Origin of the sequence: Reyranella sp., from assembly GCF_965229815.1 — a bacterium.
Classification (GTDB): Bacteria; Pseudomonadota; Alphaproteobacteria; order Reyranellales; family Reyranellaceae; genus Reyranella.
The window spans coordinates 3,294,822-3,315,459 of sequence record NZ_CBDDJN010000006.1 but is presented as its reverse complement, the minus strand read 5'-3'; the positions used below and the strand labels follow the sequence as shown (position 1 = coordinate 3,315,459).

Here is a 20,638-nt window from a genome sequence, read left to right as displayed (position 1 = left end):
GGCGTCAGTAGATCGAAGGCTCGGCCACGGGCGCGCCGAAGCCGGTCTCGAGGAAGTCGAAGTCGCAGCCTTCGTTGGCCTGCTTGATGTGGCGGGTGAACATCCAGCCATAGCCGCGCTCGTAGCGCGCCTCGGGCTTCTTCCAGGCCGCCTTGCGCCGGGCCAGCTCCTCGTCCGGCACGTTCATGTCGATCGTGCGCCGGTCGACGTCGAGCGAGATCATGTCGCCGGTCCTGACCAAAGCGAGCGGCCCGCCGATATAGGATTCCGGCGAGACGTGCAGGATGCAGGCGCCGTAGCTGGTGCCACTCATGCGGCTGTCGGACAGCCGCACCATGTCACGTACGCCCTGCTTCACGAGCTTCTTCGGGATGGGCAGCATGCCCCATTCCGGCATGCCCGGACCGCCCTGCGGGCCGGCGTTGCGCAGGATCAGCACCGTGTCCTCGGTGACGTCGAGGTCGTCGCGGTCGATCGCGGCCTTCATCGACGGATAGTCGTCGAACACCAGCGCCGGACCGGTGTGCTTCAGGAACTTCGGCGCGCAGGCCGACGGCTTGATGACGCAGCCGTCGGGCGCGAGGTTGCCCTTCAGCACCGCCAGCGCGCCTTCCCTGTAGATCGGATTGGCGACCGGGCGGATGACGTCGTCGTTGTAGATCTCGGCGCCCTCGATGTTCTCGCCGAGCGTCCTGCCCGTCACCGTCATCGCGCCGAGGTGCAGGTGGTCCTTGATCTCGTTCAGCAGCCCGGGCAGGCCGCCGGCATAGAAGAAATCCTCCATCAGGTAGCGGTCGCCGCTCGGCCGGATGTTGGCGATCACCGGAACGATGCGGCTGGCCCGCTCGAAATCGTCCAGCCCGATGTCCTGGCCGGCGCGGCGGGCCAGCGCGATCAGGTGGATGATGGCGTTGGTCGAGCAGCCGACAGCCATCGCCGCGGTGATGGCGTTGAGGAAGGCGTCGCGGCTCAGGATCGTCGGCGGCGTCAGGTCCTCCCACACCATGTCGACGATGCGCCGGCCGGTCTCGGCGGCCATGCGGATGTGGTTGGCGTCGGCCGCCGGAATCGACGAGGCGCCGGGCAGCGACATGCCGAGCGTCTCGGCCATCGCCATCATGGTGGCGGCCGTGCCCATGGTCATGCAGGTCCCGTAGCTGCGGGCGATGCCGGCCTCGACGTCGACCCAGTCCTCGTCCGAGATCTTGCCGGCGCGTCGCTCGTCCCAGTACTTCCAGGCGTCGGAGCCCGAGCCCAGCACCTTGCCCTTCCAGTTGCCGCGCAGCATCGGCCCGGCCGGCAGGTAGATCGCCGGGATGCCCATGCTGATGGCGCCCAGCAGCAGGGCGGGCGTGGTCTTGTCGCAGCCGCCCATCAGCACGACGCCGTCGACCGGATGGCCGCGCAGCAGCTCCTCGGCGTCCATGGCGAGCAGGTTGCGGTAGAGCATGGTCGTGGGCTTGAGGAAGCTCTCCGACAGCGACAGCGCCGGCAGCTCCATGGGGAAGCCGCCGGCCTGCAGGATGCCGCGCTTCACGTCGTCGACCCGGCTCTTGAAATGCATGTGGCAGGGCTGGGCCTCGGACCAGGTGTTCAGGATGGCGATCACCGGCTTGCCCACCCAGTCCTCCGGCGCCAGGCCCATCTGCATGGCGCGCGAGCGATGGCCGAAGGCGCGCAGGTCGTCGGGCGCGAACCAGCGCGCGCTGCGCAGGTCGGCGGGCGTCTTCTTCTTGCTGGCGGCGGCGGTCATTTGTTTCCTCTTTTCATGTCATCCTGAGCGCAGCGAAGGATCTCATGCCGGTTGCCGGCGGCGATGAGGTCCTTCGCTTCGCTCAGGACGACAGATAGATTACCCCGACGCTGAGGGAGACAGCCAGAATGAAGCTCCTGCTGACCCATGTCCCGCAGGCGCGGCGGCAGTACTATGGCGCGCGGGCGCTGGCGCGGCTGAACGAGCGGGTCGAGCTCGTCCTGCACGAGGGCGATGCGCCGCTCGACGCGCCGGGAGTGATCGGCATGGGGCGCGGCGTCGACCTCATCATCGCCGACCGCGCCACCGCGGTGCCGGCCGAGGTGTTCGATGCGCTGCCCGGCCTGAAAGTGGTCATGCGCAGCGCCATCGACATCCGCAACATCGACGTCGCCGCCGCCTCGCGGGCCGGCGTGCTGGTGACCCACGCCGAGGCGGGCTTCGTGCCCTCGGTCGTCGAGCTCACGCTCGGCCTGCTGGTCGACCTGTCGCGCGGCGTGTCGCGCGCCGTCGCCGACTACCAGGCCGGTCGCCAGCCGGAGATCCGGGTCGGCCGCCAGTTGGGCGGCAGCACCATCGGCATCGTGGGCTACGGCCGCATCTCGCGCGCACTGGCGCCGGTGCTGCTGGCGCTGGGCGTCAAGGTGCTGGTGTCCGACCCGTACGCCCAGGTCGACGATCCGCGGCTGGCCAAGCGGTCGCTCGAGGATCTGCTGGGCGAGTCCGACACGGTGATCTGCCTCGCCATCGCCAACGAGGAGACCGAGAACCTGATGGATGCCGCTGCCTTCGCGCGCATGAAGCCCGGAGCCTTCTTCGTGAACATGTCGCGCGGCAACCTGGTGGACGAGGCGGCGCTGGCCGAGGCGCTGGCCTCTGGCCATCTCGCCGGGGCGGCGATGGATGTCGGCCGGGCGCCCGATCAGATGCCGTCGCCGGCGCTGGCCAGCCTGCCCAACGTCGTCGCCACGCCGCATATCGGCGGGCTGACGCCGCCCGCCAGCGAGAGCCAGGCCTTCGACACGGTGCGCCAGGTCGAGGCCCTGGTGAAGGGCGAGGTGCCGCCGGGCGCCGTCAATGCCGCATCCTGGACCCGGCGGCCCTGACGCAACCCGCGCGGCGGGCCGGCGTTTGCCCTTCATGCCGAGCCTTCTCGCCCGCCTGATCGGACTGGACGATCGCGAGAGCCCGCCGCAGGGCGCGAGCGGCTGGAGCGCGCCGCCGTCGCCGTTGGCGTCGGGCCACGATCTCAGCGCGGTCGACGTGCACGACGACGATGTCGGCGACTACAACGTCACGGAGTCCGGCTGGTACGCGGTGGACGACGGCGGCGCGGTTGTCCTCGGCCCGTTCGACAGCCTGCGGCAGTGCGACCGCGCCATTGGCGAGCGGCGGAAGCTCCTCTCCTGAACCGGAGTGCCTCGCTTCGTCGCGCTGCCGCTCCTCAGGCCTGATGGACCATGGCCTCGCGTTCGATCTCCTCGATCCAGCGGTCGTCCTTCTCGTAGCCCAGCTCCTGGAGCGCTTCGGGGAAGCGCTCGACGAAGGCGCGGGCCAGGTCGGGCGTGAACTTGTGCCGCCACTGGGCGGCCTCGCCGGAGCGCGCGTGGCTGCGCTGGGTGCGGCCGGCGGTGCCGAACAGGCTGTTGGCCCAGAACGCCGTGCGTCCGGCCTCCTGCTCGCTCTCCTCGAAGCCCAGGAAGTCCAGGATCCGCGTCCACAGCTCCATCGACCGGTCTTGCCACAGGTCCTCGTAGCGCACGTTGAGGCAGTTGGCGCGATCGTACTGCCAGTCGAGCATGGCCTCGATGGTGCTGCTGGTCGAGTTCTCCAGCTCGAAGACGTACTGATCGAATTCCGTCGGCAGGGCGTTGAGCCGCTCCCGGTAGGGTGCGTTGTCGTTGCCCGGCGGGCGCTCGAGCAGCCATGGCTCCTCTGCCGTCCGGTGGTAGTGCATGGCCGAGATCAGCACGTCGCGCGGGTCGCGGATGAGATGCAGGATGCGGACATCGGGGCGCCGCAGGACTCCGGCGTGCCTCACGAAGGTCGAATCATGGTTGAACAGGACAAAGGGCGGGCGCAATGCGCGTTCCAGCCGGTCGTACTGGGTCCAGAAGTCGACGTAGTTGGCGCCGACCGATCGGGCGATCGCCTTGAACACGGTGGACATCCACACGGTGCCGGTCTTGTGATGCGTCGTCACCACGACGTTGTGCTTCACGCAGGAAGCTCCCCTTTAGGCGAAGGCGAAGGAGGATCTCCATCCCGTCGGGACGGACGCATGCAAATATTTGCATTGCGTCGGCACCCTAAGCAATGCCCGTGCGCGTGGGAAATCTATGCGCCGGACGCGGCGCGTGCCGGCCGGGACGGCGGCTCCTGCGGTGCGGGGAAGGACGTCGTATCGACGCCCAGCGAAGCAAGGACGTCCATCGCCTCGCGGCGCAGGGCCGGATCCTGCGCGTCGTCGTCCGGAACGACTGCCGGTGGCGCGGTCCCACGGCTCGGTCGCGTGCCGTCCAGCCGGCGCCCGAGCAACGCCTCGATGGCCTGGCGATGGGGGCGCCTGGCGAGATCGGTGGCCTGAGCCGCCATCGCCAGGGCCGGCCTGCGGCCGCCCAGGGCCGTCACGATCTCGGCGACCGCCTCTGCGGGCCGCTCCCGCAGCGCGAGGGCGCTGCTGACCTGCACGCAATTCGGCCGCGCCCGCGCCATCGCCTGGTAGGAGATGAAGAGCTTGGCATAGGACGGCAGGGCGTGGCGAAGGAGGTAGTCCCTGAACGTCCAGGCCGCGAGCGGACGGCCCTCGAGGCGGCTGAAGGCGGGACGCACATGGGCACGCCGGTAGGCGAAGTAGGTGGCGGCCTGCTCGATCGGATCGCCGTGGACCAGGACGGCGCGCTGGCGCGCCTTGCTCCAGGCCGCGGCGTCGACATCGGCGACCGCCAGGGGCACGAAGGCATGCGGCGCCATGTCGACCGGTACGTGGCTGTGGTTCAGCCCTTCGTGCAGATAGTCGTACCCGGGCGCGCAGAAGGTCGTGGCGCTCCACCACGGAAATTCCGAAGAAATTCTGTTGAATCCCGGACAGACCGTGTGGCCGATGAACAGATGGTCGGCGCCTGCCAGACCCGGTGCCCAGAGCAGCGGTCCGCCGCGCAGATGGTCGAAATTGAAGGCCGGTCCGGCGGGATCGCCGACGGTTCCGCCATGGACATGATCGGCAATCTGGCCGCCGCGCTGCAGATGCGCGAGGAAGGCGATCGCCAGGCGCAGGAACCAGACATCGTCTCCCGGCACGCACGCCAGCACCGGAAGGATCCTGACGGGGCGACGCGCCAACCGCGGCGAGGCTCTGGACAGCAACTGAAGCATGCCTGAAACAGAAGTAGCGACTGGCACCGCCCGCGTCACGGCGAATGACGGGTTCCGACAGAAACTTTCATCGTCCACGTCAATTCGGGCGCGAGAGGAAGGTTCCGCCGCTGCGCGGAGAGAACGAGATGGCCTCACCTAAGGATCTGGCGGCGGTGGACGTGCATGCCGACGATGTCGGCGACTACAACGTGACCCAGCCGGGCTGGTACGCCGTCGACGATGCCGGGCGGATGGTCATGGGCCCGTTCGACAGCCTCGGCCAGTGCGAGCGCGCGATCGCCGATCGCCGGCGGCTGCTGGAACAGGGGACGTAGCCTCGCCCCTGGCCCGGGGGGAGAAGCGGGGAGGAGGGCGATCCGGCCGGAGGGTTCGTGGCCCGCCACGAACCCCTTCCGGCCTGGCGGGGACGCCGCCTCAGTTCCCGGGGCCGCGCTCCATGGAGAAGGGCTGCCAGCGCTCCAGCTTCGACTTCTCGAGGATAGAGGGATTGACGCAGGCGCGCGGCCACTTGCCCGACAGGACCAGCGACAGCTCGGCGCCGACACGGCGCTTGCGCGCCTGGTCGAAGCGGCTCGAGGCCGAGGCGACATGGGCGGTCAGGATGACATTGTCCATGCCGAGCAGCGGATTGTTGTGGCCGACCGGTTCGGTCTCCAGCACGTCGAGCCCGGCGCCCGCGATCCAGCCTTCCTGCAGCGCCTTGATCATGGCCGGCTCGTCGACCGTCGAGCCGCGGCCGGTGTTCACGAACAGCGACGTCTTCTTCATCTTCCTGAAGTGCTGCTCCTTCATCAGGTGATGCGCGTCCTTCGTCCCGGGCGCGTGCATGCTCACAATGTCGGAGCGCTGCAGCAGCTCGTCGAGCCCGACCGGCTGCACGCCATAGTCGGCCATCACCAGCTCCTCGATATAGGGATCGTAGGCCAGCATCTGGAAGCCGAAGGGCGCGGCACGGCGGGCGACGGCGCGGGCGACATGGCCGAAGGCGACGAAGCCCAGCGTCTGTCCCATCAGGCGCGGGAACTGGTAGAGCATCGGCCGCGCCTTGGCCCACTCGCCCTTGCGCACCATCTGGTCCTGCACCACCAGCCGCCGCCAGCTCGCCAGGATCAGGGTCATGGCATGGTCGGCGACCTCCTCGATGAACGTGTCCGGGCAGTTGGTGACCGGGATGCCGAGCTTCGTGGCGGCTTCGACGTCCACCGAATCGACGCCGACCGATCCCAGCGACACGACCTTGAGCTTCTTGCCAGCCTCGATGACCCGGGCGGAGATGCGCGGCCGGCCCTTTGCGTAGATCGCGTCGGCGTCGGCAACCGCCTTGACGAGCTCGTCGTCGCCGCCGCCGACCTCCACGATCTCCGCCCCCAGGGGCGCCAGCGCCTCCATTTCCAGCGAGTGATCGGTGTTTCCCGGTCCCGTCGTCACGATCCTGAAACGCGCCACGTGTTGTCTCCTCCGCGAATTTGTCGTCACCTTACCGCAATCTTCCAACCCCGGTGAATCCGCATGCACCCGCAAGCGCCCAAGAACGTCCTGTTGATCGTCGTCGACCAGTGGCGCGGCCTGATGCTGCCGAGGCTTGGGGCGGACTATCTCAAGCTGCCCAACATCGACCGGCTGTGCGCCGAGGGCGTGACGTTCCGCAACCACTTCACCCAGTGTGCGCCCTGCGGCCCGGCACGGGCCAGCCTGCTGACCAGCCTCTACCTCATGAACCACCGCGCGGTGCAGAACACGATCCCGCTCGACGCGCGCTTCACCAACCTCGGCCACGAGCTGCGCAAGGGCGGCTATGACGCCGCCCTGGTCGGCTACACGACCACGACACCCGACCCGCGCACCACCGGCGCCAGCGATCCGCGCTTCCTGGTGCTGGGCGACATCATGGACGGGTTCCGCCCGGTCGGCGCCTTCGAGCCCTACAAGGACGCCTATTTCGGCTGGGTCGCCAACCAGGGCTTCAAGCTGCCCGAGAATCGCGAGGACATCTGGCTGCCGCAGGGCGCGGCGGGAGAAGGCGGTGGCGCCACCGCGCGGCCGGCGGTGATCCCGCGCGAACTGTCCGACACCGCCTGGTTCACCGAGCGCGGCCTGTCCTACCTGCGCGGCCGCGCCGGCAAGCCGTGGTTCCTCCATCTCGGCTACTACCGGCCGCATCCGCCGTTCATCGCGTCGGCGCCCTACCACGAGATGTACCGGCCGGAGGACATGCCGAAGCCGGTGCGCGCCGCCTCGCCGGCCGAGGAGGCCGCGCAGCACCCGCTGCTCGCCTACTACGTCGACAACATCAACCAGGCGAGCTTCTTCCAGGACGGACGGGGCCTCGGCTCGGCGATGAGCGAGGAGCAGGTGGCGCAGATGCGCGCCACCTATTGCGGCCTGATGAGCGAGATCGACGACCAGCTCGGTCGCGTCTTCGACCATCTGAAGCAGACCGGCCAGTGGGACGATACGTTGATCGTCTTCACCTGCGACCACGGCGAGCAGCTCGGCGACCATCACCTGCTGGGCAAGGTCGGCTACCACGACGAGTCCTATCGCATCCCGATGATCGTGCGCGACCCGAGGCCCGAGGCCAACGGCACGCGCGGCACGGTGGTCGAGCGCTTCACCGAGACGATCGACACGATGCCGACCATCCTCGAATGGCTCGGACTGCCGGTGCCGCGCCAGTGCGACGGCCGCTCGCTGCTGGGCTTCTGCGAAGGCCAGCCGCCGGCGGACTGGCGCACCGAGGTGCACTACGAGTTCGACTTCCGCGACCTCTTCTACAGCAAGCCGGAATCGGCGCTGGGCGTGCCGATGGACCGCTGCTCGCTCGCCGTCGTCCAGGACGAGCGCTTCAAGTACGTCCACTTCGCCGCCCTGCCGCCGTTGCTGTTCGACCTCAAGGAGGATCCCGGCCAGTTCGTGAACCGTGCCGCCGACCCGGCCTATGCCGCCCGGGTCGCCGAGTACACAGCGAAGATGCTCGACTGGCGGCTGGGCTTCGCCGACCGCACGCTCACCGGCTATCGCGCCACGCCGAACGGACTCGAGGTGCGGGCGGCCTGATCGATCGTCCGTCGCCTCGGGCGCCGGGAGGGGCGTGAGCGACCGTTCATTCAGGGTCGCTGCGCACGCAACCGTGACGTCGCGGTGGGTCGGTTACCGCCGGCGCCACTGGAATTCCCGCGCCCGATTCCCCACGTGGGCGCTGGAGTATGATGATGTACCGCTTTCAGCCCCTTGCAGGTTTCCTGCTTCTGGCGACCCTGGTCGCCGCCAATCCCGCCTTCGCTCTCGAGACGCTGCCCGGCGAGCCGCCGGTCGCCGACGAGTCCATCGTGCCCGTCGCCGAGCGGCTGGCGCCGCCGGTCGACGAGCCGCTGGCGCGCGGTCGCGTCGTCGCCGTCGATCGCGAGGCTCGCCGCCTCACGCTCGAGTACCGTCCGGTGCCTGAGCTCTTCCTCTACGGCGGCACGCGCGTGTTCGCCGTGGCGGACGATGCGTCGCTGAAGGGCCTCGGCCCGGGCGACAAGGTCCGCTTCGAGGTCGAGCGCAGCGGCCGCGACTACACGATCCGCCGGCTGGAAAACAGCAACTGACCGGGCTTTCGCCCGCGTTTCCCGGTTCCAGACCTGAACGTCTTCGCGCCGACGGAGGTGGGTCATGCTGCCGGTGCGCCTTCGACGGTCGAGGCGGGAATGACTTTCGTGCTTTTAATTAGCACGGAAGTTATTGACTGGCGATCGCCCCTCCGCTAGATTGAAGAGCTTCACTGCTTTCAATCGACGGTCGCGGGCGACACGCGCCTGCAAGGAGCGTCCAATGTACATGATGCGTCCAGGACGGCAGGTCTTCGGTTTTCAGGTCGAGCCGGATGACGAGGTGCCGGGCTTTCGCGTGGGCGTCGCCGACAGGAATTTGCAGGTGTTCTCGGATTCCGCCGGCGCACTTCCGCCGGGTACGAGCGACCTGTCCGGTGCCACGCCCGTGGATTGCACGGTGGCGCAGGGCAATCTCTCCTGCAGATCTTCAGGCGGTACTTCCTTCCATCCGGCTGTCCCGGCCCCGCTTGGGTTCCCGGACCGCATCGGCCCCGACGACCGGCGGTATCACGAGTACGACGTTCGGTCGGGCGCCACCCGCGCGCCGCAGGAACGTTTGCTGCAGGGACTGATCGACCGCCCGACACCGGGCCCCGAGTTCCTGAACCATCCGGCGACGCCGGAAGGCACGCTGAACGAGGCGACGCCCTGGACGCCCTATGGTGCCTACCTGGGAGCGACCCGGCTTCGGGCGGGGGCACCCTTCAATCCCGTTCGCTCCTATCTTCGCCACGATGACAACGGGAACCCGGTGGTCGTCAATGTCACGGAGCCTGGACATTCGCTCTTTCCGGGCTACGTCGTGCATTCGATCGTCCCGACCGCGGATGGGCCCGAGATCCGTACCGAAGGCGAGGGACTGGGACGATGGCAGGCGCCGGACAGTCCCCAGTGGCTGCGCGACGAGCTCAGTCGCCAGACGTGGCGTCCCTACCAGGATAGGATCATCGACCAGTCCCGATAGATCGATGGCAGGCTCCGTGCGTCCAGATTCGATGAGGATTCCGGCTTTCCTGGCGATGTTGCTGTCGGCGTTCCTCGCCGGCTACGCGCCGGCGGCGTTCGCTCAGGGCACGCCGCTCGACTGCCCGTACGGTCCGATCGACCGGACCTTCGGCGGATCGCTTTGGTCGATTGCCAGTTGCGTCGACGACCGCACGATCACCCTGCTCGCCGTCGCCAACAGCGCCGCCCATCCGGCCTTTATCGCGATGTTCCCGTCGGCCGACGCCCGAATGAGCTATCCGACCCGCGGCGGCTACACGACACTCCCGTCCCCGGGCGGCTTCACGATCGACGCCCGTGGCACCGGGAACCCGGACGCGATCCAGGCCGCCGCCGACGCGTTGTCGCGGCTGTCGCCCTCCGAGCTTGCGGCCCTGGTCGCCGAGACCCGCCGAGCGACGCCCCGGTCCCGACAGTCGGCGGTCCCGGCCACGAAGCCCCTCGATTGCCGGACCAAGCCGATCGTCCGGACCTTCGGCGGCTCGGACTGGAACGTCCACGCCTGCGACGAGGTCGCCCTGCTCGTCGTCCCTGTGGAGGGCAATCCCGCCGCTCCGTTCTATTTCCTGGTGACCCCCTCGCCGACCGGACAAGGGTATCGGGTCGAAGGCGAGGGAACGGGCGACAAGAAGGCGACGGACGCGGCCTACGCCGACCTTCGGCTTCTGTCGGAGGCCGATGTCACGGGCCTGATCCGGGAGGTGAAGCAGCGGCAATAGCTACCCGCCGGCCGAGGGCGGCGGGTGTTCCTGGAGCGCGGCAGCCTCCGCGCGCACGAATGCCGTGTGCTGCAGGAGGGCCTCACGAGGTTGGCTGTTCTCAGCCAACCGCATGATGCTCTAGGATCATGCCCATGAACGAGGAAACGTACCGTCGGCCCGCGCCGGGCCAGCACCCGCCGAACCTGTCGCCCGACTACAAGTCGACGACCGGCCGCGCGCCGCGGCAGGCGGCGATCGTGCTGCCGCACAGCCTGTCGGAGATCACCGGTCCTTCTCTGGCCGAAGAGCGGCTGGGCGCCGGCGAGTTCGATCTCACGAAGCAGCGCATGGGCGAGCCGCTCGGCGAGCGCATCACCGTGCAGGGCCGCGTGCTCGACGAGGACGGCCGCGCGGTGCCGAACGCGCTGGTCGAGATCTGGCAGTGCAACGCCGCCGGCCGCTACCACCATCCCGGCGACCAGCACGATGCGCCGCTCGATCCCAACTTCACCGGCGGTGGACGCGTGCGCGCCGATGCCGAGGGCCGCTACCGCTTCGTCACCATCAAGCCCGGCGCCTATCCGTGGAAGAACCACCACAATGCCTGGCGGCCTGCGCATATCCACTTCTCGCTGTTCGGCCCGAGCTTCGCCGCCCGCCTGATCACCCAGATGTACTTCCCCAACGACCCGCTGCTGGCCTTCGACCCGATCTACAATGCCGTGCCGGCCGGCGCGCGCGAGCGCCTGCAGGCGGCTTTCGACATGGACCTGACGCAGCCCGAGTGGGCGCTGGGCTACCGCTTCGACATCGTCCTGCGCGGCCGCAACGCCACGCCGATGGAATGACCATGTCGTCCGTCCTCACGCCGTCGCAGACCATCGGGCCCTTCTACTGGGGCACGGTCGTCAACACGTATCACTGCGACCTCGCGCCCGCCGGCGTGCCCGGCGAGCGCATCGAGGTCGTCCTGGAGCTCCACGACGTCGACGGAGCGATCGTCACCGACGGGCTGTTCGAGCTCTGGCAGGCCAACAGCCACGGCCGCTACAACCATCCCGACGATCGCCGCAACCTGCCGCTCGATGCCGGCTTCGAGGGCTTCGGCCGCGCCTCCACCTTCACCGACGGCTGCGCCCGCTTCTCCACCGTGAAGCCCGGCCGCGTGCCCTGGCCGCATGGTGGGGCCGGGGGTAGCAGCCTGCAGGCGCCGCATCTCAACGTCTCGATCTTCGCCCGTGGCGTGCTCAACCGCCTGGCGACGCGCCTCTACTTCGACGGCGACCCGGCGCTGGCCGAGGATCCCGTGCTGAAGCTGGTCGAGCCGGCGCGGCGGCTGACGCTGATCGCCCGGCGCGACGAGCAGGGCGCCTGGCGCCTGCCGATCCACCTCGGCGGGCCGACCGAAACCGTCTTCTTCGACGTCTGACATGGCGGGGCGCCTGGTCAACGCGCTCGGCTCCGCGGCGCTGGCGGCGGAGTCCTTCTCCGACCTCGCCACGCTGCGCCACATGCTGCGCTTCGAGGCGGCGCTCGCCCAGGCGACGGCCGACGCCGGCCTGATCCCGAGGCGCGCCGCGCCCATCATCGTCAAGGCCTGCGATCCGGCCCTCTATGATGCCGCCGCGCTGGCCGAGGCCGCACGGCGCACCGCGACGCTCACCGTGCCGCTGGTCAAGGCGCTGACCGAGGCGGTCGCCCGGCGCGATGCCGCGGCGGCGGGCTACGTGCACTGGGGCGCCACCAGCCAGGACGTGATCGACACCGCGATGGTGCTGCAACTCGGCGAGGCGCTGCCGCCGGTCCTGAAGGAGCTCGACGCCATCGTGGCGGCCTTCGCGGGCCTGGCACGCAAGCACCGCCGGACGCCGATGCTCGGCCGCACCCTGCTGCAGCCGGCGACGCCGCTCGCGCTCGGCCAGAAGATCGCCGGCTGGGCCTCCGACATTGCCCGCGCCACGCGCCGCCTCGAGGCCAGTTTCGAGGAGACCCAGGTGCTGCAGTTCGGCGGCGCCTCGGGCAGCCTCTCGGCGCTGGGCGAGAAGGCCGAGCGCGTCATGGTCTCGCTGGCGAAGCGCCTGAAGCTCGACCTGCCGGCCGCGCCCTGGTTCGCCCAGCGCGTGCGCGTGGCGGCGCTGGCCCAGGATGCCGCGCTGGTCGTCGGCGCCCTGGCGAAGGCGGCGCGCGACATCTCGCTGATGATGCAGGTCGAGCTGGGCGAGGCGGCCGAGCCGTCCGGCCCCGGCCGCGGCGGCTCCTCGACCATGCCGCACAAGCGCAACCCCGTCGGCGCCGCGTTGGTCCTCTCGGCCGCCGCCCGCGCGCCGATGCTGGCCGCCACCATCGTGGCGGCGTTGCCGCAGGAGCACGAGCGAGCGCTCGGCGGCTGGCAGGCCGAATGGCCGACGCTCGCCGCCCTGGTCGAGGCGCTGGCCTCGGCGACGCAGGCGATGCACGAGGTCGCGTCCGGCCTCTCCTTCGACGCCGACGCGATGCAGGCCAACATGGACGCCACCGAGGCCGCCGTGCTGGCCGAGCGCGCGACCTTCCTGCTGGCCGCGAGGATGGGCAAGCAGAAGGCCGGCAAGCTGGTCGAGGAGGCGCTCGCCCGCTCGGCCGAAAGCGGCGGCTCGTTCGTCGAGGCGCTGGGCCGGCTCGAGACGGAGCTGGCCGACGAGGCGGCGCTGCTGGGTTATTCGCCGAGGTTCGTGGACCGGCTGCTCGCGGAGCTGAAGCGGCGCTGACCTCGTGTCCCGGCGTCTGCGCTGCTCGCCGCCGGACAGCCACCGTAAAGTCCGGACGTGAGCCGGCAAGCCGACGAAGGGGTCAACTCGCCTTTCGCGACAATGTGAGCGGCAAGTCCAGTTCCACGCGATCGTGCAGCACCTTCGGCGCGATGCGCCCTCGCTCGCCGCGTTCGAGGCGGACCAGACCGTAGCCTTCCATCGTGCGCAGCGTGCGCGAGAGGTTCGACTTGGCCTTGCCCGTGAGACGGGCCAGTTCGTCGAGGGAGCCGGGCGCCTTCTCGACGATGAGGCGGAGCAGATCGCGATTGCCGGCGGACAGGACCTTTGCAAACGACTCGGTCGACGTGAACCAGACCTTGGGCTCGCTGACGGAGACGCGACGCTTGCCACGCGCCACAGCCATGGTGCGGGCCTTCATCTCCTCATAGCTGGCAATGCCCACCTTCAGCGTGGTCATCGGATCACCCCTCTCTCGCGCAACACGGCATCCACTGTCGTCCAGAAATCTGCAAGCAGACTCGCTGCGTCCCGGTAAGAGTAGGCCTTGGTCGTCCGCAATCGATGACGGTGGTCCTGCGGCTCGCCCTGCTTCTGGCTCGCTACGGGATGGGCATTGTCGAACCCGACCAGCCGTCCGCCATCCGGGCCGTGGAGCGTGAGCGAGTAGTCGATGCCATGCGGCTTCCTCGATGATGCCGGGACCCTTCTCACGACGAACCGGACCCAATGACCACCTTCTGGGTCTACCACGAGAACCTGCCCATCGAGGTCGAGAAGCACGTCGAGGGTCGGATCACGCGGGTGATTCACAGCGCACGGTTATCATACTAAGGCAACATCAACAAGGAACACGCGTTGGGGGCCTCAAAGCCTCTCCACCCCCACCCGCGCGCAGTCCTCGTCCTCCTGCGCCGTGCCGCCGCCGACGCCGCAGGCGCCGATCAGGGTGCCGTCGCGGAAGATCGGCACGGCGCCCTGGCCGTAGAACATGTGGTTGCCCTCGGCGGCGGCGATGCCGCGCAGGGTCGGGTGATCGGCGCGGGGCGTCAGGTCGCCGCTCGGGCGGCCGAAGGCGGCCGAGGCGATGGCCTTGCCCTGGCTGCCGAAGGAGCCCGCCCACATGGCGCCATCCATGCGCTGGAAGGCGAGGAGCCGGCCGCCGGCGTCGCATACCGCGATGTTCATCTTCGCGCCGATCTGCTCGGCCTTCTCGATGGCGCCGGCGATCACGCGATTCGCCTCCGCGAGGGTGAGGGTCATGAGGTCGGTCCTTTCCGTGGGGAAGACGCATCATCCTACACCGGCGCGGGACAATCTGGCGTTTCGCGCTGCCGGTCGAGACCGAAGGTCGGGATCGAACCGCGGGAGACGTGCCGCTACAGTGACGCCCGGCCGTCCGTGGGAGGAGTTCATGCCGTTCTATCAGTCAGGCGACGTTCGCATCCGCTACGAGGAGACCGGCTCGGGCTTTCCCCTGCTGGTCACCCCCGGCGGCGGCCTGAACTCGCGGGTCAGCAACTGGCAGACGGCGGTGTTCAACGCGATGGAGGAATTCAAGGACGACTTCCGCTGCATCACCATGGACCAGCGCAACGCCAATGGCGGCGAGTCGACCGGTCCCGTGCCGGTCGAGAACGCGTGGGATGCGTTTGCCGACGACCAGCTCGGGCTGATGGACCATCTCGGCATCCGGGAGTTTTTCTACATGGGCTACTGCATCGGCGGCTGCTTCGCCGGCAAGCTGCTGCAGCGGGCGCGGGACCGCGTCGTCGCCGCCGTCTTTTGCCAGACCGTCGGCCACCGGCCCGAGGACCCGGACGTCATGGTGCGCCACAGCCGGCAGAACTGGCTCGCCGGCTTCCGGGAGCGCCGGCCCGACGTGTCGGAGGAGACGATCGAGAAATACTTCGACAGCCTCTTCCGCGCGCAGCCCGATTTCCTCTACAGCGTCCCGCGCGACTTCATCGCCGGCTGCCCGACGCCGATCCTTGTCCTGCCCGACGATACGTCGTCGCATCCGCTGCCGACCTCGGTCGACGTGGCGTCCCTGGCACCAAATGCCGAGATCACGGTCTTCCCGTGGCGCGACCCGCCGGACCTCAAGGCCCGCACGATCGACCGGGTCCGCCGGTTCCTGAAGGCGCACGTTCCGAAGGGCGGCGCGGCGGCATAGCTGGCGCGGCGGTGGAGGGCTAGAGTCGGGCGGCTGGTGACGGCCTGGCCGCAAGGTCCCCGGAGGTGCCATGAACGCGCTGTACTACGAGCCGCTGCATCCGGAATTCGGCGTCCGCCTCCGCGGCGCCGATCTCGCCGGGCCGCTGCCCCCCGAACTGGTCGAGGAGATCAGGGCGGCGATCGACCGGTATTCGTTCGTCTGCTTTCCCGACCAGTCGATGGACGACGACCGACAGCTCGCCCTCACGCGCCGGCTCGGCAACCCGGAGCCGAGCCACACCAGCCTCGGCAAGGTCGAGTATTTCGGCACCATCGGCAACGTCCAGCAGGACGGGTCGGTGCTGGGCAACACGCACAGGAAGACGATCTTCCTGACCGGCAACAACATGTGGCACTCCGATGCCTCGTTCAAACCGGTGCCGGCCTACCTCTCGATCATGTGCGCCTACGAGACGCCGTCCGAGGGCGGCACGACGATGTTCGTCTCGCTGCGCGCCGCCTGGGACCGCCTGTCGCCCGAGCGCCAGGCCGAGCTCGAGCCCCTGATCGCGATCCACGACTATGTCTATTCGCGCTCGAAGGTCGCCCCCGATGCCGTGTCGCCCGAGCTGGCCGCCTCGCTGCCGCCGGTGCGCCAGCGGCTGGTGCGGACCAACCCGGCGACCGGCGCGCGCAACCTGTTCCTCGGCTCGCACGTCCGCGAGATCGAGGGCATGAGCCGGGAAGAAGGTCGCGCCCTGATCGACGGGCTGACCGACGAGGCGATCCGGCCGGAGCACGTCTACGACCATGCCTGGCAGCCGGGCGACGTCGTCTTCTGGGACAATCGCTGCCTGCTCCATGCCGGCAGCGGCTACGATGCCGACCGCCACCGCCGCTACATGCGCCAGACCCGCGTCAGCGGCGCCTGCTCGTCGCTGGAGGAAACGCCGACGGCCAGGGCCGGCGCCGCCGCTGCCGCCTGATCGCGTCTTTGCCCGGAGCGCCGAGGAATTTTCATGCCGAACGACCTCTACGATCTCCCCCTGACGACGGCATCGCCGGCTGCGTGCGACGCCTATGTCGAGGCGACCCGGCTGGCGCTCACCTTCTATCCCGGCGCGCTCGCGGCCTATGACCGGGCGATCGCGGCCGACCCCGCTTTCGCCCTGGCCCATGCCGGCCGGGCGCAGGTGCTGCTGCGGCAGGGCGACGTCGCGGCGACGCGGGCCTCGCTGACGACAGCGAGGGAGCTGACGGCGTCGGCGTCCGAACGCGAGGCGAGCCATGTCGCCTTCCTCGAGCGCGTGTTCGCCGGCGAGACGGACGCGGCGCTGGCGGCCCTGTACGCCCATCTCGACGCGTGGCCGCGCGATGCGCTGGTGGTCGCCACGGCGTCCAATCCCAATGGCCTGATCGGCGGCTCGGGGCAGCTGGGACAGAAGAAGCAGGTCGCGTCCCTGATGGACCGGCTGGCGCCGGCCTACGGCGACGATCCCTGGTTCGCCTCCTATCACGCGCTGGCGCTGGCGGAGGACGGGCAGTTCGCGCGGGCGCGCGCGCTCGCCGAGCGGTCGCTGGCGGCCAGGCGCGACAATGCCCACGGCGCCCATGCCTTCGCCCATGTCTGCTACGAGACCGGCGACCTCGCGGCGGCGCGCGCCTTCCTGCCGGGATGGCTCGCCGACTATCCGCGCGACGGCTTCTTCCACGGCCATCTCAGCTGGCACCTGGCGCTGTGCGAGATCCTGGCCGGCAACGCCGCCGAAGCCGGTCGCCTCTATCGCGACGCCATCGCGCCCGACCGGCACAGCGGCGGGCCGCAGCAGAAGATCTCCGACGGCGCCGCCTTCCTGTGGCGCTCCGAGCTGGCCGGCCATCCGCGCGACACCGCCGCCTGGCGGGCGCTGCACGAGCATGCGCTGGCGGCGCTGCCGCGGCCGGGCAACGGGCTCTACGACCTTCACGTCATCCTGGCCCAGGCCGTGATGGGCGATGCGGCGCGCGGCGAGGCGGCCGCGCCCGACGCGCGCGCCCGCCAGATCGAGGCACTGGCGCGCGAGGGGCGTTACCTCTCGGGCGACTATCTGCCGGCGCTGGCGCGCGGCTTCCTCGCCTTCGAGCGCGGCGACGACGACGCGGCCATCGAGGCGCTGTCGCCGCTCGCCGGCCAGAACGAGCGCATCGGCGGCAGCCGCGCCCAGCACGACCTGATCGACTTCACCCTGCTCGGCGCCTGCCTGCGGGCCAACCGCCTGGACGAGGCGCGGCGCCTGCTTGAGGCGCGGCGGCCGGACGCCGCCGGCCCGCCGGTGACGGGCCTCGAGGCGGCGCTGGGCGGAGCGAGTTCCGGCTAGATGGACTCGCACGCGGTTCCACCCAACCGGGATCGCATGCACAGGGGATGCTGGCCTCAGCGCGTGCAATCGGTCCGGCTGACTCCAGCCAAGCGGATTGTGCCTCAGGTGACGGCACTGCCGGCATCGACGGCGGGCCGCCACAAACCCTTGGGGGAGCGGCCCCGGAGGTCCCTATACCCGGCCCCTTCTGGAGCCCAAAAAGTCGGTGAATCAGGAGGGCTCCCAGACATCAGGAGCAGACTTTCGTTATGGTATAATTACTGAGGTTATTGATCCGCCTGCCAAACTGCACTATCATCCTCCCGTGACCCATGTCCTCTCCTTGGGGAGGCAAGGTCTGGGCCTCCGGCATGAGGAAGACATGAGGAAAGTGTCCATCACGCCCGAGGCGGTGCGCCTCGTCGAGAGGACTGCGGCCTGGTTCGAGACGGAACAGGGGCCGGGCTTCGTGCCGGTGATCATGTGGGTGGCATCGAGCACGGCGGACCCTCGAATGGTGCCCCATCTCGGCCTCGGCTTCGAGCGGCGGGAGGCCGTCGACCGGTCGCGGATCATGCAGTGCGAGGGAGAGGACGTGGAAATCTTCCAGTATGCGCCCGACGAGTTGTTTCAGCCGGAGGGCCGCAAGCACGTCGACGTCAGGAGCGACGCCCTCGTGATCGTCGACACGCCCGCCGGTCCCTGATCGGTCAGGTGAACAGGAAGCCGTCGCCGTTCACGTGGATGGCTATCACCACGTCCTGGAAGTCGCGGTCGCCGGTGGCTGTCGGCAGGTCCTCGAAGCCGACCTGAAGCTCGAGCCCGCCGGCCTGCACGCCCGACAGGACCTGGGTGGCGCCGTCGGGATTGAGGCCGGCGGAGGAATGGAAGATTTGGGCGGTGGTGAGTGCGCCGGCGCTGGCGCTCGACAGGATCGCCAGCCCGCTGTTGGTGGTGGCCGCCTGGTTCGTTCCCGGCGCCAGGAAGAGGAGGTCGTCGGCGAGGTTGCCGTAGGCGCGGAAGCCGTCCTGGATCAGGAAGAAGCCGATATGCTCGCCGCTCGCCGGCACGCCGAGATCGACGGTCCGGGCGCCCGCCGCCACGTCGAGCGTGTTGGCGAACAGGATATGGACGTCGGAGATCGTGCCGTCGGCCGCGATCTTGTAGTAGCCGAGGCTGTTGGCGAAGGCCGAGACCGCCGACTTGAGGTCGAGCGTGAAGCGCACCGCGCCGTCGCCGCTCAGGAAAGGCTGGGCCGCGAGCCCGTTGATCGACGCCGTGTCGACGGCCACGCCTTCGGCGAGCGTCGGCAGGTAGTTGACGTAGCTCAGCCCGGTATGGGCGTCGGCGCCGCTGCCGCGCGCCGACAGGAGGAAGACGCCGTTGCCGGCGAAGCCTCCGTCGAGGGTGACGGTCGATCCGCCCGAGCTGATGGTGGTCTGGCCGGCCGTGACCGACACGCTGTCCCAGCCCAGGCGGGCGCCCAGCACGTCGACGGCGCCGAAGCCGAACTCGCGGACCGTGTCGCCGTTGAGGTCGGCCAGCGTGTCGCGCAGGGTCGAATGGCCGCCGCCGAAATGGAAGGTGTCGGCGCCGGCGCCGCCGCTCACCGTGTCGTTGCCGCCGGCGGTGACGACGATGTCGTCGCCGGCGCCGCCGTTCAGCACGTTGTCGCGGTCGTTGCCGATCAGCGTGTCGTTGCCGATGCCCGTCGTCAGGCCGACGATCGCCGACCGCAGGTCGCCGTGATGGAGGAGCGCGTTGTAGACGTTGCCCTGCGCCAGATAGTAGTCGGGATCGCCCGGTGCGGCGAGGCTGTTGAGCTCGGCGATCTTGGTGTCGTCGAACTTCAGCCAGTGACCGGGACGAAGGTCGTCGACCTGGTCCTGGGTGAAGGCGCTGAGATCGAAGAAGGCGAGCGCCCCCTGCGTCCACACGGTCGAGAAGATCTTGCTGGTCGAGGAGGCGCCGATATTCGGCGCCGCGCTGCCGTCGATGAGCTGCTGGCCCGTGACCGTGTCCCAGGTATAGACCGCCTTGATCCCGAGCTTGCCGAAGTTGGCGCCGTAGAGCTCCTGCAGGGCGGCGATGTCGAACATCATGTAGCTCTGCGGCGAGGAGCCCGCGATGGCCTCGGTCGGGGCGACGTCGACGCCGGGCGAGCCGAGCCAGCTCGCGTAGGTCATGACCGAGAATTCGTTGTCGTTGTACTGCGGCGCCAGCGCGCCGTGCAGGCTGGTGTCATGCCCGTGCTTGAGCCCGATCGAGTGCCCCAGCTCGTGCATGATCGTGTTGAACTGGTCGGTGCCGAAGAACTGGCCGGGCGGATCGCCGTTTGTGCCCAGGAAGTTGTCGCCGGCGTCGCGGCTGTCGGACTTGGAATAGGGGCCGTCGTTGGAGGGGAAGCGGGCGTGCGAGCCGCCGTTGCCGCTCGTCGTCTGGGCGAAGCGCAGGGTGGCGTCCGCGGCGGTGCCCGAGGCGGCCTGGACGAAGGTGAGCTGGGTGTACGATTCGATCAGGCCGAGGCTGGCCAGCACGGCCGCCTTCTGGATGTCGGTGACCGGAACGTGCGACACCGGGTCGACGCTGTTGGGCGAGGGGAAGATCTGGTAGTCGGCCGCCGAGGTGGGAAAGAAGTACTTGATGGTCGTCGCCGCCGTCGCGCCCAGGTAAGACGTCGTCCAGCGGTAGTCCATGATCAGGGCGGCGACGTTCGGGTCGGTCACGCTCGCGCCGTCGAAGAAGCCGCCGAACAATCCGCCCTTGGCCGTGTTGAACACCGACGGGAAGTAGGTCTGCGGCTCGTTGTCGTCTTCTTCTTCCATCGGTACTCCTGCGCGACGGTTGTCGCGAACGCGGGACGTCGAACAGCCCCGCGGGTTCGTACACTAGCAGTTGCGCCGGCGGCGATGTTTGACTGGGCGTCCCAAAGGCGTTGACCGGGCGTCCCACGCCGCCTCGCCGTTGT

At 69.3% G+C, this 20,638-nt stretch carries 22 protein-coding genes; 14 read left to right on the top strand and 8 right to left on the bottom strand.

Translation table 11 applies throughout. The features are described from left to right. Nucleotides 1-4: 4 nt before the first annotated feature. Nucleotides 5-1,753, bottom strand: coding sequence for an L-arabinonate dehydratase (gene araD / locus ACO073_RS27335; RefSeq protein WP_422002055.1), 1,749 nt, complete (start codon nucleotides 1,751-1,753; stop codon nucleotides 5-7). Between the two features lie 128 nt (nucleotides 1,754-1,881). Here araD and ACO073_RS27330 point away from each other — a divergent pair, with 128 nt between their 5' ends. Together ACO073_RS27330 and ACO073_RS27325 are read left to right on the top strand one after the other, a co-directional pair. After that, entirely contained in the window at nucleotides 1,882-2,859 is a 978-nt protein-coding gene (locus tag ACO073_RS27330) for an NAD(P)-dependent oxidoreductase (protein WP_422002053.1), read from the top strand. A gap of 34 nt (nucleotides 2,860-2,893) precedes the next feature. Then, nucleotides 2,894-3,163, top strand: a complete 270-nt coding sequence (locus ACO073_RS27325; RefSeq protein WP_422002052.1) for a hypothetical protein — start codon at nucleotides 2,894-2,896, stop codon at nucleotides 3,161-3,163. A gap of 34 nt (nucleotides 3,164-3,197) precedes the next feature. Here ACO073_RS27325 and ACO073_RS27320 read toward each other — a convergent pair whose 3' ends face one another. Next, complete coding sequence (locus tag ACO073_RS27320) at nucleotides 3,198-3,974, bottom strand: sulfotransferase domain-containing protein (RefSeq protein ID WP_422002050.1); 777 nt, start codon at nucleotides 3,972-3,974, stop codon at nucleotides 3,198-3,200. A gap of 116 nt (nucleotides 3,975-4,090) precedes the next feature. Further along, nucleotides 4,091-5,128, bottom strand: coding sequence for a hypothetical protein (locus ACO073_RS27315; RefSeq protein WP_422002048.1), 1,038 nt, complete (start codon nucleotides 5,126-5,128; stop codon nucleotides 4,091-4,093). A gap of 128 nt (nucleotides 5,129-5,256) precedes the next feature. Between ACO073_RS27315 and ACO073_RS27310 the strand changes: the two genes are divergently transcribed. Continuing rightward, entirely contained in the window at nucleotides 5,257-5,445 is a 189-nt protein-coding gene (locus tag ACO073_RS27310; RefSeq protein WP_422002046.1) for a hypothetical protein, read from the top strand. A 100-nt stretch (nucleotides 5,446-5,545) separates the two neighbouring features. On the opposite strand, the gene ACO073_RS27305 is transcribed toward ACO073_RS27310, so the two are convergent. Next, the gene (locus ACO073_RS27305; protein WP_422002045.1) at nucleotides 5,546-6,577 is read right to left on the bottom strand and encodes a C-terminal binding protein; all 1,032 of its coding nucleotides are present in this window, start codon (nucleotides 6,575-6,577) and stop codon (nucleotides 5,546-5,548) included. 63 nt (nucleotides 6,578-6,640) lie between these two features. On the opposite strand from ACO073_RS27305, the gene pehA reads away from it, so the two are divergent. From pehA to pcaB, 7 genes are all read left to right on the top strand, one after another. Further along, nucleotides 6,641-8,188 (top strand): phosphoric/sulfuric ester hydrolase PehA, encoded by a 1,548-nt coding sequence (gene pehA / locus ACO073_RS27300; RefSeq protein WP_422002043.1) that lies wholly within the window; start codon nucleotides 6,641-6,643, stop codon nucleotides 8,186-8,188. A gap of 155 nt (nucleotides 8,189-8,343) precedes the next feature. Beyond that, a complete protein-coding gene (locus ACO073_RS27295) occupies nucleotides 8,344-8,721 on the top strand; it encodes a copper-binding protein (protein WP_422002041.1) in 378 nt (125 codons plus the stop codon). A gap of 223 nt (nucleotides 8,722-8,944) precedes the next feature. Then, nucleotides 8,945-9,688 carry a hypothetical protein gene (locus ACO073_RS27290; RefSeq protein WP_422002039.1) on the top strand — a complete coding sequence of 248 codons (744 nt, stop codon included), beginning with the start codon at nucleotides 8,945-8,947 and terminating at the stop codon, nucleotides 9,686-9,688. Between the two features lie 31 nt (nucleotides 9,689-9,719). Further along, nucleotides 9,720-10,448: a hypothetical protein gene (locus ACO073_RS27285; RefSeq protein WP_422002037.1), complete on the top strand. Its 729-nt coding sequence runs from the start codon at nucleotides 9,720-9,722 to the stop codon at nucleotides 10,446-10,448. A gap of 134 nt (nucleotides 10,449-10,582) precedes the next feature. Next, complete coding sequence (gene pcaH, locus ACO073_RS27280) at nucleotides 10,583-11,278, top strand: protocatechuate 3,4-dioxygenase subunit beta (protein WP_422002035.1); 696 nt, start codon at nucleotides 10,583-10,585, stop codon at nucleotides 11,276-11,278. 2 nt (nucleotides 11,279-11,280) lie between these two features. Then, nucleotides 11,281-11,859, top strand: coding sequence for a protocatechuate 3,4-dioxygenase subunit alpha (pcaG, locus tag ACO073_RS27275; protein ID WP_422002033.1), 579 nt, complete (start codon nucleotides 11,281-11,283; stop codon nucleotides 11,857-11,859). 1 nt (nucleotide 11,860) lies between these two features. Continuing rightward, the gene (gene pcaB, locus ACO073_RS27270; protein ID WP_422002031.1) at nucleotides 11,861-13,174 is read left to right on the top strand and encodes a 3-carboxy-cis,cis-muconate cycloisomerase; all 1,314 of its coding nucleotides are present in this window, start codon (nucleotides 11,861-11,863) and stop codon (nucleotides 13,172-13,174) included. Nucleotides 13,175-13,256: 82 nt separating this feature from the next. On the opposite strand, the gene ACO073_RS27265 is transcribed toward pcaB, so the two are convergent. The 3 genes from ACO073_RS27265 to ACO073_RS27255 all read right to left on the bottom strand — a co-directional run bounded on the left by ACO073_RS27265 (nucleotide 13,257) and on the right by ACO073_RS27255 (nucleotide 14,437). Next, complete coding sequence (locus ACO073_RS27265) at nucleotides 13,257-13,634, bottom strand: helix-turn-helix domain-containing protein (RefSeq protein WP_422002029.1); 378 nt, start codon at nucleotides 13,632-13,634, stop codon at nucleotides 13,257-13,259. Beyond that, a complete protein-coding gene (locus ACO073_RS27260) occupies nucleotides 13,631-13,888 on the bottom strand; it encodes a toxin-antitoxin system TumE family protein (protein WP_422002233.1) in 258 nt (85 codons plus the stop codon). Before ACO073_RS27260 ends, ACO073_RS27265 begins: the two co-directional genes overlap by 4 nt. Nucleotides 13,889-14,041: 153 nt before the next feature. Beyond that, a complete protein-coding gene (locus tag ACO073_RS27255; RefSeq protein WP_422002028.1) occupies nucleotides 14,042-14,437 on the bottom strand; it encodes a GlcG/HbpS family heme-binding protein in 396 nt (131 codons plus the stop codon). A 151-nt stretch (nucleotides 14,438-14,588) separates the two neighbouring features. Between ACO073_RS27255 and ACO073_RS27250 the strand changes: the two genes are divergently transcribed. From ACO073_RS27250 to ACO073_RS27235, 4 genes are all read left to right on the top strand, one after another. Further along, on the top strand, nucleotides 14,589-15,350 hold the full coding sequence (locus tag ACO073_RS27250; protein WP_422002027.1) for an alpha/beta fold hydrolase: 762 nt from the start codon (nucleotides 14,589-14,591) through the stop codon (nucleotides 15,348-15,350). A gap of 70 nt (nucleotides 15,351-15,420) precedes the next feature. Then, nucleotides 15,421-16,317 carry a TauD/TfdA dioxygenase family protein gene (locus tag ACO073_RS27245; RefSeq protein ID WP_422002025.1) on the top strand — a complete coding sequence of 299 codons (897 nt, stop codon included), beginning with the start codon at nucleotides 15,421-15,423 and terminating at the stop codon, nucleotides 16,315-16,317. 33 nt (nucleotides 16,318-16,350) lie between these two features. After that, entirely contained in the window at nucleotides 16,351-17,688 is a 1,338-nt protein-coding gene (locus ACO073_RS27240) for a tetratricopeptide repeat protein (RefSeq protein ID WP_422002023.1), read from the top strand. A 364-nt stretch (nucleotides 17,689-18,052) separates the two neighbouring features. Next, nucleotides 18,053-18,376 (top strand): hypothetical protein, encoded by a 324-nt coding sequence (locus ACO073_RS27235; RefSeq protein WP_422002022.1) that lies wholly within the window; start codon nucleotides 18,053-18,055, stop codon nucleotides 18,374-18,376. Nucleotides 18,377-18,380: 4 nt separating this feature from the next. On the opposite strand, the gene ACO073_RS27230 is transcribed toward ACO073_RS27235, so the two are convergent. After that, complete coding sequence (locus tag ACO073_RS27230) at nucleotides 18,381-20,495, bottom strand: DUF4114 domain-containing protein (RefSeq protein ID WP_422002020.1); 2,115 nt, start codon at nucleotides 20,493-20,495, stop codon at nucleotides 18,381-18,383. Nucleotides 20,496-20,638 lie beyond the last annotated feature (143 nt).

What these genes read in the sequence shown, in the direction of transcription:
- ACO073_RS27230 (WP_422002020.1), bottom strand. Translation starts at nt 20,495, where the DNA reads ATGGAAGAAGAAGACGACAACGAGCCGCAGACCTACTTCCCGTCGGTG.
- ACO073_RS27315 (WP_422002048.1), bottom strand. Translation starts at nt 5,128, where the DNA reads ATGCTTCAGTTGCTGTCCAGAGCCTCGCCGCGGTTGGCGCGTCGCCCC.
- ACO073_RS27330 (WP_422002053.1), top strand. Translation starts at nt 1,882, where the DNA reads ATGAAGCTCCTGCTGACCCATGTCCCGCAGGCGCGGCGGCAGTACTAT.
- ACO073_RS27245 (WP_422002025.1), top strand. Translation starts at nt 15,421, where the DNA reads ATGAACGCGCTGTACTACGAGCCGCTGCATCCGGAATTCGGCGTCCGC.
- pcaB (WP_422002031.1), top strand. Translation starts at nt 11,861, where the DNA reads ATGGCGGGGCGCCTGGTCAACGCGCTCGGCTCCGCGGCGCTGGCGGCG.
- pcaH (WP_422002035.1), top strand. Translation starts at nt 10,583, where the DNA reads ATGAACGAGGAAACGTACCGTCGGCCCGCGCCGGGCCAGCACCCGCCG.
- pehA (WP_422002043.1), top strand. Translation starts at nt 6,641, where the DNA reads ATGCACCCGCAAGCGCCCAAGAACGTCCTGTTGATCGTCGTCGACCAG.
- ACO073_RS27255 (WP_422002028.1), bottom strand. Translation starts at nt 14,437, where the DNA reads ATGACCCTCACCCTCGCGGAGGCGAATCGCGTGATCGCCGGCGCCATC.
- ACO073_RS27250 (WP_422002027.1), top strand. Translation starts at nt 14,589, where the DNA reads ATGCCGTTCTATCAGTCAGGCGACGTTCGCATCCGCTACGAGGAGACC.
- ACO073_RS27285 (WP_422002037.1), top strand. Translation starts at nt 9,720, where the DNA reads ATGAGGATTCCGGCTTTCCTGGCGATGTTGCTGTCGGCGTTCCTCGCC.
- araD (WP_422002055.1), bottom strand. Translation starts at nt 1,753, where the DNA reads ATGACCGCCGCCGCCAGCAAGAAGAAGACGCCCGCCGACCTGCGCAGC.
- ACO073_RS27265 (WP_422002029.1), bottom strand. Translation starts at nt 13,634, where the DNA reads ATGACCACGCTGAAGGTGGGCATTGCCAGCTATGAGGAGATGAAGGCC.
- pcaG (WP_422002033.1), top strand. Translation starts at nt 11,281, where the DNA reads ATGTCGTCCGTCCTCACGCCGTCGCAGACCATCGGGCCCTTCTACTGG.
- ACO073_RS27325 (WP_422002052.1), top strand. Translation starts at nt 2,894, where the DNA reads ATGCCGAGCCTTCTCGCCCGCCTGATCGGACTGGACGATCGCGAGAGC.
- ACO073_RS27240 (WP_422002023.1), top strand. Translation starts at nt 16,351, where the DNA reads ATGCCGAACGACCTCTACGATCTCCCCCTGACGACGGCATCGCCGGCT.
- ACO073_RS27295 (WP_422002041.1), top strand. Translation starts at nt 8,344, where the DNA reads ATGTACCGCTTTCAGCCCCTTGCAGGTTTCCTGCTTCTGGCGACCCTG.
- ACO073_RS27290 (WP_422002039.1), top strand. Translation starts at nt 8,945, where the DNA reads ATGTACATGATGCGTCCAGGACGGCAGGTCTTCGGTTTTCAGGTCGAG.
- ACO073_RS27310 (WP_422002046.1), top strand. Translation starts at nt 5,257, where the DNA reads ATGGCCTCACCTAAGGATCTGGCGGCGGTGGACGTGCATGCCGACGAT.
- ACO073_RS27235 (WP_422002022.1), top strand. Translation starts at nt 18,053, where the DNA reads ATGAGGAAAGTGTCCATCACGCCCGAGGCGGTGCGCCTCGTCGAGAGG.